Below are 13,129 nucleotides of genomic sequence, written 5' to 3' on the forward strand. Positions count from 1 at the left end.
AACCAATTCCTCTACTTTTGCATAAGCATGCGATTAAGCTTGTCGACAGATCAGCACTCTGTTCAGGCTTCATTGAATGAGTGTGTGTTGACGGTTGTCAGGTTTACGCGTGGATATACAATGAAATTACAACAATTAAGATACATTGTCGAAGTACAGAACAATAACCTTAACGTATCAGCCACTGCTGAAAGCTTATTTACCTCACAACCCGGCATCAGTAAACAGGTTCGAATGCTCGAAGATGAGCTCGGCGTGCAGATCTTCGGTCGTAGCGGCAAACATTTAACCCACGTGACACCAGCGGGCAACGAGGTGATTAACATAGCCCGCGAGATCCTCAATAAAGTCGAGAGCATCAAAGCGGTCGCCCGCGAACACAACCTGCCTGATCAGGGCAAGCTCAATATAGCCACCACGCATACCCAGGCCAGATACGCCTTACCGGATGTGATCAAAGGCTTTATGAACAAATATCCCAAAGTCTCTCTGCATATGCACCAGGGGACGCCTTCGCAAATCAGCGATTTGGCTGCCAAAGGGGAGGCTGACTTTGCCATTGCCACCGAGTCCTTGCACCTCTACAACGATCTGGTGATGCTGCCATGCTACCACTGGAACCGCAGCGTCATTGTTAATAAAGACCATCCTCTGGCTAAGAAAACCTCAATCACCATCGAAGATGTAGCACAGTTCCCACTGGTCACCTACGTCTTTGGTTTTACTGGCCGCTCAGAGCTCGACCATGCCTTTGAGAAAGCAGGGCTAACGCCTAAAATAGTCTTTACCGCTACCGACGCAGATGTCATTAAAACCTACGTGAGACTGGGGGTAGGGATTGGCGTAATTGCTTCCATGGCCGTTAGCGAAGAGCTGGATGCCGATTTGGTTAAAATAGATGCCAGCCATATGTTTGAATACAGCACCACCAAAATTGGATTCCGGAAAGGCTCGTTCCTGCGTAGTTACATGTTTGATTTTATCGAACGTTTTGCTCCCCACCTGAGCAAAGACAAAGTGGAAAAGGCAATGATGCTGAAAAACAACGATGAAGTTGAGCGCATGTTTAAAGGGCATACATTACCGGTTAAATAACCCGGATCGCAAGAATTGGATAGCAAAGGTTCAGGGAAGCTGCGTGTGGCAATAAAACAACTGGCGTTAGCGGTGACGATTGGGTTTGCTTGCAGCGCCTGTCAAACCTCTGAAAGTCATTACCAAGCTATCGAAGTGACCGGTTTCAGTGATGTGATTAAGCACTGGAACGATCAGAATCATCGCGATCCACAGCCGCGCTATGCGCTTCATCAAATTCGTTTGATTGCCGATAATATATTGCGTTATCAACGAGCAAACGGAGGCTGGCCGGAAAACATTAACCCGTTAAGGATCATGTCTGAGCAGGAAATCGCCCACCAGGCTGCATTGTATTCCGCCACGGATACCAGCTTTGATAACCGCAATGTGTACCCACAAATCCGCTATCTGGCCGAAGCGTATCAACAAACCGGTGATGAGAAATATCAACAAGCCGTAATTCGCGGCCTGCGATTTATTTTATCAGCCCAGCTTGCCAATGGTGGCTTTACTCACTCGCCGCCAAGCACCGAACGTTATTATGGTCACATCACCATTATGGATGATGTGATGGCCGGCGTGCTCGGTTTGTTACAGGAAATCAAACTCGGCAGTCAGCGTTTTGATTTTTTACCCGCCGATTTAGTACATCAGTTGAGTGAAGCACATAGCCGGGGTGATGCGTTACTCCTCGACCTACAGGTAAAAACAGACGGTAAACTGACCATCTGGGCCGGGCAATACGATGCAAACAGTTTGTTACCTGCTCAGGGCCGTGCTTTTGAATTAGCTTCGCTGGTAAGCCGGGAAAGTGTGGATGTAGTGCGTTATCTGATGAGCGATCCCACCCCTTCTGCCAGAAAACGTCAGGCTATTCATAGTGCTATGGCGTGGTTTAAGAATAATGCGTTAACCGGTATCGACATGGTGCAGGTTGAAGCAGAGCCGGTGAGATATAAATACCATACTTCAACGTGGGACAGGGTGATTGTTACCACCGCAGATAGGCCGCCTATCTGGGCAAGGTTTTACGATTTAACCACCCAACAGCCTTTACTGGCTAACCGGCAAGGGCAGCGGGTAGATTCACTGGCGCAAATATCCCGGGAACGTCGCACCGGTTACGACTGGTACGGGCGCTGGCCAGCGCCCCTGTTAGCCGATGAATATAAGGCCTGGCAGCAAAAACTCGCTGCTGACGGCACTAACACTCAATAATATTCACTGCCAGACCGCCCCGGGCGGTTTCTTTGTATTTAGTTTTCATATCGGCGCCGGTATCGCGCATGGTTTTAATCACTTTATCGAGAGACACCTTTTGTTCGCCGGTACCCCGCAGGGCGAGGCGGGATGCATTAATAGCCTTGATGGCGCCCATGGCATTACGCTCAATACAGGGTACCTGTACCAGGCCACCCACCGGATCACAGGTGAGGCCAAGATTGTGCTCCATACCAATTTCAGCAGCACATTCGACTGCCGCGATATTACCGCCCAGTACTTCTGTTAAGGCGCCGGCAGCCATAGAGCACGCAACACCCACTTCGCCCTGACAGCCTACTTCAGCACCGGAGATCGAGGCATTTTCTTTGTATAAAATGCCGATTGCGCCGGCGGTTAATAAAAACCGGCTGGCAATGTCTTTATCAACCGGGCGAACAAACTTGTCGACGTATTTAAGGACTGCCGGAATGATCCCCGCGGCACCATTGGTCGGCGCGGTAACTACCCGGCCGCCGGCGGCATTTTCTTCATTTACTGCAAGGGCAAACAGGTTAACCCAATCCAGAGGTTGCATAGGATCGCCGCTGTATTCAGTCATCAACCGGTGATAAAGCGAAGGTGCACGGCGCATGACTTTTAGTCCGCCGGGTAAAATACCTTCACTCTCGATACCGCGTTCGATACAGGCATCCATGGTCATCCACAGTTCTTGTAAGCGGGTCTTGATATCTTTGCCCGGATGCAGCGCCTGTTCATTTTTGAGCATTAACGCGCTGATACTTAAGCCTTGTTCTTTACACAGACTCAGTAACTGACTGGCGGTACGAAAACTAAAGGGCACGGTATTGCTGATCTCTTTAGCTTCTTGCTTAGCCTCGTCCCATTGGTCGTCACGCACGATAAAGCCGCCACCAATAGAATAGTAGGTTTGTGACAAGAGCAGGTTTTCGCCATCAAAGGCGTGTAAAGTCATGGCGTTAGCGTGACGGGGCAGGGTTTTACGTCGATGAAACACAATTGCTTTGGTACGTGGAAAGCGAATAGATTTTTCGCCACCAAGATTAAGGGTTTCATTAGCGTCGATATCCGCCAGCCAGGTGTCGATGTTGTCGACATCAATGGTTTCAGGGCGCTCTCCGAGCAAACCCAAAATAACCGCTTTTCCGCTGCCGTGACCTTTTCCTGTCTGGCCCAGTGAGCCGAATAACTCGGTGGTTACATGGGTAACCCGATTGATGATCTGCTGGCTTTTAAGTTCATCAACAAATTCCGCGGCCGCGTTCATCGGGCCAACGGTATGCGAGCTGGATGGGCCAATGCCCACACTGAACATATCAAATACACTAATCATTAGATGCGTTTACCATTATTGTAATTATCATTCCATTTTGCCCGTGTACGGGCTCCAGAACAAACCAGTTAACCTAATGGTAGCATGAGAATTTCTATTGATAAGCCACGCGCTTATTGTGTGGCAATCAATTGTTGTCAGTAAAAATTGACGCCAGGTTTCGTAACAAGGCAGCTGTAGCACCCCAAATCATGCGATTTTGCCAGGGGATAAAGTGAACCGGGTTGGTGAGCGGCCCGCGATGAAAATGCTCGGTGATATAATTATTGGAATCCAGCAGAAACGCCAGTGGCACCTCAAAGGTGTCGCTCACCTCATTGCTATCGATAATGATATCGAATTCAGGCTCAACAATCGCGACTATTGCAGTGATACAAAAGCCGGTGATAGTGCGGTGCTCAGGCATCACCCCGATCACCTGGCAATTTTGCCGGGGCAGGCCGATTTCTTCCCAGGCTTCACGCAGAGCAGTGTCTATCAGATCCTTATCCTGCTCTTCCTGTTTGCCGCCGGGAAAACTAATTTGCCCGGGGTGGTGAGCCAGGTGTAAGGCTCGTTGAGTGAGCAGCACCGTAAGACCTTCCGGCCGGTCGATAAGCGGCACCAGAACGCCTGCTGCACGCCCGGCATGAGTAAGCGGGTAATCATCACTCACCGCCAGGGGCGGCGAAGAATGAAAGCGGTGCAGAAAAGCGGCCTTATTCACAGCTGGCCTCCAGCACCGGCAGGATACGAGCGACCTTATCCAGGGTTTCCTGATATTCTTCAGCGGCATCGGAGTCGAGCACAATACCACCGCCGGCCCAGCAGAACAGTTGGTTTTGCTCACCCAGCAACGTGCGGATACAAATGCTTGAGTCCAAATCGTTCTTTAAGCCCAGATACATAAAGCTGCCACAATAAATGCTACGGCGATTAGGCTCTAACTCTTCAATAATTTCCATCGCGCGAATTTTGGGCGCGCCGGTAATGGAACCGCCGGGGAAACAGCCGGCAAGCAAATCCAGAGGGTGGCTGCCCGGGGCCAGTTTACTGGTGATCCGGGTGACCATGTGATGCACCGCCGGGTAGCTTTCAAGCTTGAACAACTCAGGCACCTGCAGGCTGCCAGGCACACTGTGTTTGCTGATATCATTACGCAGCAAATCAACAATCATCAGGTTTTCGGCCCGGTCTTTCTCGGCATTTAACAGCGATTGGGCACTGGCGGCATCTTCGGCCGGGTTATCAAAACGGGGCCGGGTACCTTTAATCGGCTTGGTTTCAATAACGCCGTTACGGCACTGAATAAAACGTTCCGGTGACAAACTCAGTACAGCGCTGTCGGCAACGCGCATAAACGCTGAAAAAGGCACGCTGTTGGCCTGCGTGAGGGTGCGATAAGCTGCCCAAAGGCAACCTTCGTAACTGGTGGTAAAGCGTTGTGCAAAATTAACCTGGTAACAGTCACCGGCCACCAGATAATCATGCACTGCTGATAAGGCTTCACTGTACTGAGCCTGAGTCATGTTACTTTGCCAGCCACCTTTGATAGTAAAAGGCGCAGACGTACTGGCTAACCATTGGTTAAAATCGGGTATGGCAACGGCACTCGTATGACAAAAATACCAGCAGTCTTCCTGAACATCATGAATAAGCGCACGGTTGTATATCCCCAGCGCCATTTCCGGGCACCGGTATTCGTCGCGGTTGAGGGCCGGCAGACTCTCGTAATCGCGGCCCAGATCGTAACTGCAAAATCCGGCCAGTCCGAGCACCAATGGGAGTTCGTCATATTGCTGGCTCTCTGTGTCTGGCGTAATACTCTGCTGAAAAGCTGAGAAATAGCGTTTTGCCGTGTCCAGCGGTGACTCATTTTTGCAGGCAATGGTTTCAAGTGTATCACCCTGCGCCCGAACTTCAGTTGTTCCCGCTTTGGTGGTGATGGTGAGGGCCGGAGACCATAAGGCAATATCGTAGCGGCTGTTGCTCTGCGTAGAGGTGCCGGAGTCGTACAACAAACTCCAGTCGTCACCGGCAACCTGCTGAAAAACGGCTTGTAGCGGCGTGTTAGCCGGTAGTGTTACTGGGATGATATGCAGCGTCTCTGTCGGAAATGAAAATCGGGACTGTGGCATTCAATTCTTTTCTTGTATTTATCACTAACAAAATAACGGCAAGCCTGCTGCTACCGGCAGAGTACGTTCACTCCACCAAAGTCGCAGATGGTTTTAATGGTGCCAGTTGTCGACATGCGGTAGTATACGGATTCTTCGTCTAGATGACTATGTGAGCCTAAAAATAAGAGGACGCCATGACCGTAATTCGTCAACAAGACTTTATCGATAGCATCGAAGATGCATTGCAGTTCATTTCCTATTACCACCCACTTGATTATGTGAAGGCTGTTGAACAGGCCTATCTCAAGGAAGAAAGCCAGGCGGCAAAAGATGCTATGGCCCAAATCCTGATTAACTCACGTATGTCAGCCGAGGGTAAACGGCCGTTGTGTCAGGATACAGGGATTGTTACCTGTTTCGTGAAAATCGGCATGGGCGTAAGCTGGGATAAAACCGACATGACCGTTCAGCAAATGGTTGATGAAGGTACCCGCCGTGCTTATATGAACCCGGACAACCCGCTGCGGGCTTCTATTGTTGAAGATCCTGCCGGTGCCCGTAAGAACACCAAAGATAATACGCCAGCGGTAGTGCATATCGACACCGTTCCCGGCGATAAAATTGAAGTGATGATTGCGGCCAAAGGCGGCGGCTCAGAAAACAAATCGAAAATGGTAATGTTAAACCCCAGTGACGACATCGTTGAATGGGTACTGAAAACCTTACCAACCATGGGCGCTGGCTGGTGTCCGCCAGGCATGCTTGGTCTGGGTATTGGTGGTACTGCCGAAAAAGCAGCGGTACTGGCCAAAGAAAGCCTGATGGATCCGGTAGACATTCAGGAACTGATTGAACGCGGCCCGCAGACCACCGACGAAAAACTGCGCGTGGAAATTTACGAACGCGTAAATAAATTAGGTATTGGTGCACAGGGCCTTGGTGGTTTAACTACCGTGGTAGATGTGAAAATTAAATCGGTACCTACCCACGCGGCTTCTAAGCCTGTGGCTATGATCCCGAACTGCGCGGCAACCCGCCATGCGCATTTCCACCTTGATGGTAGCGGCCCGGCAGACTTAAAAGCGCCGAAGCTGGAAGAATGGCCGGAAGTTACCTGGGAAGTCAGCGAAAACACTCGTCGCGTAAACATGGACGAAGTGACCAAAGAAGACATCAAAGAATGGAAAGTAGGCGAGACTGTGCTGCTGTCTGGCAAGATGTTGACTGGTCGCGATGCCGCGCACAAACGTATTCAGACCATGCTGGAAAATGGTGAAGGCTTACCAGAGGGCGTAGATCTTAATGGTAAGTTTATTTACTACGTAGGGCCGGTTGATGCGGTTGGTGACGAAGTAGTTGGCCCGGCAGGCCCGACTACGGCAACCCGGATGGATAAATTCACCGACATGATGCTGGAAAAAACCGGTATCGCTGGCATGATTGGTAAAGCTGAACGTGGCCCGTCAACGGTTGAGTCTATTGCCAAGCACGAGTCAGTTTATCTGATGGCAGTGGGCGGGGCAGCTTACCTGGTATCGAAAGCCATTAAGAAAGCCCGTGTGGTAGCCTTTGAAGACCTTGGTATGGAAGCTATCTACGAATTTGAGGTAGAAGACATGCCGGTAACTGTGGCAGTAGATTCTACTGGTGCTAACGCTCACCAGACTGGCCCGGCTATCTGGAAAGCTAAAATTGCTGAACTGGACGAAGCACTGTCTAAATAACCAGCATTTAACACCGAATAAGCGATTCTTCGCTTAAACCGATGTCAAAAACGGGTAACATGAGTTACCCGTTTTTTTATTGAAGTTATTCAGGTTGGTAATGGAACACCTTAATATTATTATTCCCGCTGGCGCAGCACTGCTGGCGTTAATTGTTGGCCTGGTAATTGGCCGCTTTCAGGGCAAGGCGCAGGCGCAGCAGGCGCTGGCAGAGCAACAGTTGTTAGCCCAGCAGCTTGAGCAGGCACAGCAATCTCTGGACGCTGTTCAACAAAGAGCCCAGCAGGATATTAGCGAGCTTAAGCAACAGCTATCTACGCTACAGGGTTCGCTGCAGGAGCAGTCTGCCAAAGCGGCATTGTTGCCGGAAGCCCAGCAGCAGCGAGAGCAATTACAAAGTGATCTGAAATCTCTGCAGGCCGATTACACGCAGTTAAAAGCCGCCAGCGATGCCCGCCAGGCAGCCTTTGATGTCGCCGAAAAATCTCACGAAGAAAAGCTCGCCACTCTGCAACAAGCCGAAAAACGCTTGCAGGAACAATTTGAAAACCTGGCCAACCGTATTTTCCAGCAAAAAGCAGAAAGCTTTGGCAACGAGAGTAAAACTCGCCTGGATGCACTGCTCAACCCATTGAAAGATCAGATTGAAGGCTTCAAGAAGCAGGTAACCGATCAGTATGTTAAGGAAGGGCAGGAACGGGCCTCGCTAAAAACAGAAATTCTGGGTTTAAAAGCGCTTAATCAGCAAATCACCGAAGACGCCGCTGCGCTGACCCGCGCCCTAAAAGGCGATAACAAGCAGCAGGGGAACTGGGGCGAAGTTGTGCTGGAACGCATCCTCAAGGAATCCGGATTACGCGAAGGCCATGAATTTGAAACCCAGGTTTCTGCCCGCAATGAACAGGGCAAATTACAGCAGCCGGATGTGGTGGTACACCTGCCTAATGATAAAGATGTGATCATCGACTCCAAAGTAAGTCTGGCCGCTTATGAACGGTATTTTAACAGTGATAATGATGATGAACGGGCGCGCTATTTAAAAGAACATGTCAACTCATTGCGCACCCACATTAAAGCGCTGGGCGCAAAAGATTACCACGAGCTGGAAGCGATCCGTTCACTGGATTACGTACTGATGTTTATTCCGGTAGAACCCGCGTTTTTATTGGCGGTAGAAAGCGATCCGGAACTGGTGACGCTGGCGCTTAATAACAACATTATGCTGGTTTCGCCGACCAATCTGTTAGTTGCACTACGTACCATAAACAACATCTGGCAGTACGAATATCAGAATCAGAATGCCCAGAAAATCGCACAGCATGCAGCCAAACTGTACGATAAGTTTGCCGGCTTTGTGGGGGATATGGAAAAAATTGGTAAAGCGGTAGAAAGCACGCAGAAGCACTACGATGCGGCGCTGAATAAATTAACCAGCGGGCGGGGCAATCTGGTGCGTCAGGTTGAGCAATTCCGTGCCCTGGGTGTACAACCCAGCAAGCGCCTGGCCGATACCAGTGATGATGAAGCTGACGAGCAGGATTAAGTCAGATAGCTTACTTTGCTGCCAGCCATGACAGCCTGATCCCTGCCGTTGGCTTTGGCCTGGTACAGCGCATCATCGGCGAGTTTTAACAGTTGGTCCGGATCCCGGGCCTGACTCGCCTCAACACAACCAATACTGATAGTGAGTGGATCGGCGGCATCGGCCCATTTAGTCTCGCTTAATGACTGACAAATCTTATCCGCAATGAGTTTGGCCTCGGTTAAGGACTGATCGGCCAATAACACAATAAACTCTTCTCCACCAAAACGAGCAACCAAATCGGATTGCCTGACTTGCTGTTTGAGCTGTCTGGCGGTGTGCACAATGGCTTTGTCACCAGCACTGTGCCCAAAGGTATCGTTAATCAGTTTAAAATAATCGATGTCGAGCATCAGAATACTGAAGGGCCGTTGATAACGCTGAAAGAGCGAGAACTGGTATTCCAGTTGTGCCTGAAACGCCCGGCGATTGAGTAATCCGGTAAGTTGATCGTGTTCGGCCAGGTATTTCATGCGAACGATTAATCGCGATATTGTTGTGCCTACTGCAGTGGTGTTGATCAGGATAATCAGTACAACCTGCATCCATAACATCAGCGATGGATTGTAAGGTGAAAAGAATAAACTGTTTTGCGGAAGGGGCAACGCGAACGCCCAAAATGTAAGTTTACTGGCCACCATTGTGATGATCAGCACGTCTGCCAGACACAAAATGCTGGCAATGTTGGCAGAAAAAGCTGCGTGCAGAGCATTAAATTTCATTTTGAGGGTGGCCAGCATTACTACAATAACCATAATCAAGCTCATTACAGCCACCGTCTCAGGCGTTATCCAGCCGGCTAAAAACAGCACATAGGCCACACTCACCAGGATAATCATCGAGCTAAACCATTTAGGATCGATGGTTAATCGAAACAGGTGACGAAGTGCAAGGTTATAGATAATAAATGAAATCAGTAATATGATATCGGCAATCACCCACAAAAAAAGTGTGGGATTGTCGGGATGACGAAAGTCGAGTAACAATGCCAGCGCAAATAGCAGGTTGGCCAGGGCAAAGCGGATACTGCTGTTGTGGTACAACTGCAATGGTTTGGCAATCACGATCCAGCCAATACTGAACAGCAGAGTCAGTAAGATATTGACTTTGTTTAACTCGATACTGGTTGAAAGGAGAGTATCCATCAAAATGCCATCAGCTCGACATACCTTCAGTTTAGCGCAACTGTCGTTATTTATTATTGAAGCAGATCATTAACCAACCGACTGCACAGGAGCAGGGAATGAGCGTTCTATCAACCGTTGTAAAAACCATGCGTCCGCCGTTTTTATTGCTGGTAGTGAGTTGTCTGACACTCAGCTTTGGCTTTGTCAACTTTTTAAATATAGACGGTTCCTGGTTTTTATTCAGTTTAATTCTCGTTTGTGGCCTGTGTGCTCATATAGCCGTGAATATGCTCAACGAATATGTGGATTGCACCAGCAAACTGGACTTTGCTACTAACCGTACCCCCTTCAGTGGCGGTAGCGGGGCACTGGTAAGCGAACCATCAGTGGCTGGGCTGGTTAAATACATCGGTATTGCCTTTGTGCTGCTCACCATAGTGTCGGGCATTATGGTGTTGCGCCAAACGCCTGAGGCTTGGCTGTCGTTATTTGCCATGGGTGTACTGGGTGTTGTGATCGTGGTGAGCTATACGCCGGTGCTTAATCGTTATCCCTGGCTCTGTCTGGTGGCACCAGGTTTGGGTTTTGGTATGCTGATGTCTTACGGCAGCTATGTGGCGGTTAGCGGCTCACATAATATAACCATGCTGCTGTTGGCGTTGATCCCCACCTTGCTCACTAACAATCTGTTGTTACTCAATCAGTTTCCGGATGCCGCCAGTGACGCAGAGCATGGCCGAAACCATGTGCTCATTGAATACGGCTATGCGTTTTCCGCCAGGCTTTACTTAGCACAATGGCTGCTCACCATACTGGTGGTGGTATCAACCGTTATGGTTTTTAGTTTGCCCTGGTACAGCCTTGTTTGTTTGTTACCTATGCTGCCAGGCTGGCGAATCTATCAACAAGCCAAACAGTTTGAACAGCCCGACAAAAGCTTTCTGGCGGCAATGGGGCAGAATGTGATGATGACCCTGGCAACCCCATTATTATTAGGAGTGGTGCTGTGTGTGGCCGGTTAAATGTTACCGATAGCCCGGGTGTGAGGCAATTGTGCGACCAGTTGGAAATTAGCTTCTGGCCGGAAGAGGGAATGCGATTTAGCCGTTTTGTACGCGCCACTGAAAGAGTAACCATTGTGCTCGAACAACAGGGGAAAAGGGTAGCGCGAAATGCCATCTGGTGGTTGCTGCTGGAGCCGGAACACAGCACCGGTATTATGCATTTCAAGCCGTCACGTTACACTTCTTTCAATACCCGTTATGACAAGCTCAATGTGCCTCGTAGCGCGGGATATCATTCCTTTCGACAGCACCGTTGTGTTATTCCGGTCGCTGGTTTTGGTGAGTCGCAAAAAGTCGGCAGTAAAATGACCTACCACGATATGATTGCCGAACCTGATGCACAACTTGCCATGGGTGGCTTGTATCGTGAATGGCACGGTCATGACAGTCACGGTAACGAGTTTGTGGAAACCTCGTGCTCGGTTGTTACGTTACCGCCACACGAAAAACTAATGGATGTGCATCAAAAGTCCACGCCATTAATGTTATCGCTTAAAGATAACAGCCTGCAGCGGTGGTTGGACGCAGATACTACTGAGCCAGAGGCGCTTGAAGATTTACTAACACCAAAAATACGCCACCAGTTTAAGGTACAGCCCATTAATAAGCCTTCACTCTATCAGCCTGCCGGGGAGTCATATGATCTTGAACCGGATTAACAAGCTAAATGGATGTACAGACCACCAAGTTTTTTAGCACTTTCGTTTGTGATCCCGGTAATAGGTACATGGCGAATGGACTTAAACACAACTGAAAGGAGTCAGTGATGACTGAAGAAAAGATCAGGAAAATAGTTAAACGCTACCATGTCATTTCAACATTGTGGCTATTCGCGTTTATTGTGTTTGCAATATTCCTTAATTGGCATTTGCTCAAATCAAACATAGACCGCCATTACGAGCTTGGTGTTGAGTATGTGTCCGGTGATCAGGGGTATATCTGGGGCGCGTTAATTTTCGGCTTATACACGCTTTTACACCTGGTTTTTTATTCTATCGAGAAAATATTGCTTTATATACATGCAGAAACCAGCTCTTCGAGTTAGATTGCTGTTCTGATTTAGCTAAAAAAGGTAACGGGATTTCACCGATTTAACGAGCGTAAGAGGGTTGGTAACTTAGTGGCACTAGAGGGAGTTGCAGACTTAATAGAGGTAGTGGCCAGATTTATTGGGCGACTCTTCACCGAAGTGCTGATCGAATTTCTATGCAAAGGAATGGGTTATCTTATCTGCCGCAAATTCAATGAAGACATAGATCCAGATGGCTTCATGGTGCTCATTGTTGGTTTGTCATTTTGGGTAATTGTTATAGTTTCGGCCATCCTAATCTATGACACATTGGTTCAACAAATAGCAATTGATAAGTGCCTGGATAGCGGCGGTAGCTTCAACCATCAGGTAAAAGAATGTCGCTATGAGTAAAGAACGTAATTGGAATGGATATGACTCATAATTTCAAATTAACACTTCGTGGGTTTATTTCTGTAATTGCAGGGTGTGTTTTCATTTATCTGGCAATATTGCTTCATGGGGTAGGTGCAGCTATTTATGTTCCGGAGTCAGTTCTCAGGCCCATGTATATGTTTTCTCCAACCTTTGCCTTATTTCTCGTAACCTTAGCTACCGTCGGCATACCGATGGCAATCTGCTTCGGCATGTATGCATGGCTCTTAAAAATATTCATAAAAACTATTAATTATGGCTATGTTCTGCTAAATTGTTGCTATACTGTATATGAATACAGTTATTGAGGGTTGATCATGATCCCAGCACAATTTACAAAGCTTATAGCCGAGTTAGAACACTTAACAGATAGTCAAACCCGTTATGTTGAGAAGCTGCTGAAAGGCACTGATAGCGTCTCACAGTTGATAACAGAG

Annotated in this window: 12 protein-coding genes and 1 pseudogene; 9 read left to right on the forward strand and 4 right to left on the reverse strand. The window is 48.7% G+C overall.

Annotated elements, in window-relative coordinates:
* The first annotated feature begins 120 nt into the window (after window positions 1-120).
* Window positions 121-1,095: an HTH-type transcriptional regulator CysB gene (cysB, locus tag C6Y40_RS14460; RefSeq protein WP_105935207.1), complete on the forward strand. Its 975-nt coding sequence runs from the start codon at window positions 121-123 to the stop codon at window positions 1,093-1,095.
* A gap of 45 nt (window positions 1,096-1,140) precedes the next feature.
* Complete coding sequence (gene pelA / locus C6Y40_RS14465; protein ID WP_170308505.1) at window positions 1,141-2,295, forward strand: pectate lyase; 1,155 nt, start codon at window positions 1,141-1,143, stop codon at window positions 2,293-2,295.
* Here pelA and C6Y40_RS14470 read toward each other — a convergent pair.
* The 3 genes from C6Y40_RS14470 to pabB all read right to left on the reverse strand — a co-directional run bounded on the left by C6Y40_RS14470 (window position 2,282) and on the right by pabB (window position 5,769).
* Window positions 2,282-3,652 (reverse strand): L-serine ammonia-lyase, encoded by a 1,371-nt coding sequence (locus C6Y40_RS14470; protein WP_105935209.1) that lies wholly within the window; start codon window positions 3,650-3,652, stop codon window positions 2,282-2,284. The two genes, pelA and C6Y40_RS14470, sit on opposite strands and share 14 nt — an antisense overlap.
* 127 nt (window positions 3,653-3,779) lie before the next feature.
* Entirely contained in the window at window positions 3,780-4,358 is a 579-nt protein-coding gene (locus tag C6Y40_RS14475) for a CoA pyrophosphatase (RefSeq protein WP_240621967.1), read from the reverse strand.
* On the reverse strand, window positions 4,351-5,769 hold the full coding sequence (gene pabB / locus C6Y40_RS14480) for an aminodeoxychorismate synthase component I (protein ID WP_105935211.1): 1,419 nt from the start codon (window positions 5,767-5,769) through the stop codon (window positions 4,351-4,353). Before pabB ends, C6Y40_RS14475 begins: the two co-directional genes overlap by 8 nt.
* Before the next feature lie 176 nt (window positions 5,770-5,945).
* Here pabB and C6Y40_RS14485 point away from each other — a divergent pair, with 176 nt between their 5' ends.
* Together C6Y40_RS14485 and rmuC are read left to right on the forward strand one after the other, a co-directional pair.
* A complete protein-coding gene (locus C6Y40_RS14485) occupies window positions 5,946-7,475 on the forward strand; it encodes a fumarate hydratase (RefSeq protein WP_105935212.1) in 1,530 nt (509 codons plus the stop codon).
* 100 nt (window positions 7,476-7,575) lie between these two features.
* Window positions 7,576-9,018 (forward strand): DNA recombination protein RmuC, encoded by a 1,443-nt coding sequence (rmuC, locus tag C6Y40_RS14490; protein WP_105935213.1) that lies wholly within the window; start codon window positions 7,576-7,578, stop codon window positions 9,016-9,018.
* Here rmuC and C6Y40_RS14495 read toward each other — a convergent pair.
* The gene (locus C6Y40_RS14495) at window positions 9,015-10,202 is read right to left on the reverse strand and encodes a GGDEF domain-containing protein (protein WP_105935214.1); all 1,188 of its coding nucleotides are present in this window, start codon (window positions 10,200-10,202) and stop codon (window positions 9,015-9,017) included. The genes rmuC and C6Y40_RS14495 overlap by 4 nt on opposite strands.
* Window positions 10,203-10,300: 98 nt before the next feature.
* On the opposite strand from C6Y40_RS14495, the gene C6Y40_RS14500 reads away from it, so the two are divergent.
* From C6Y40_RS14500 to C6Y40_RS14520, 5 genes and pseudogenes are all read left to right on the forward strand, one after another.
* A complete protein-coding gene (locus tag C6Y40_RS14500) occupies window positions 10,301-11,206 on the forward strand; it encodes a prenyltransferase (RefSeq protein WP_105935215.1) in 906 nt (301 codons plus the stop codon).
* A complete protein-coding gene (locus C6Y40_RS14505; RefSeq protein ID WP_105935216.1) occupies window positions 11,191-11,907 on the forward strand; it encodes an SOS response-associated peptidase family protein in 717 nt (238 codons plus the stop codon). Before C6Y40_RS14500 ends, C6Y40_RS14505 begins: the two co-directional genes overlap by 16 nt.
* A 107-nt stretch (window positions 11,908-12,014) precedes the next feature.
* Window positions 12,015-12,293, forward strand: a complete 279-nt coding sequence (locus C6Y40_RS14510) for a hypothetical protein (RefSeq protein ID WP_105935217.1) — start codon at window positions 12,015-12,017, stop codon at window positions 12,291-12,293.
* 75 nt (window positions 12,294-12,368) lie between these two features.
* The gene (locus C6Y40_RS14515) at window positions 12,369-12,671 is read left to right on the forward strand and encodes a hypothetical protein (RefSeq protein WP_105935218.1); all 303 of its coding nucleotides are present in this window, start codon (window positions 12,369-12,371) and stop codon (window positions 12,669-12,671) included.
* A 338-nt stretch (window positions 12,672-13,009) separates the two neighbouring features.
* Window positions 13,010-13,129 (forward strand): annotated as a pseudogene (locus C6Y40_RS14520) (IS1595 family transposase); the annotation flags it as partial.

This window comes from Marisediminitalea alba, from assembly GCF_002993365.1.
Classification (GTDB): Bacteria; Pseudomonadota; Gammaproteobacteria; order Enterobacterales; family Alteromonadaceae; genus Alteromonas; species Alteromonas alba.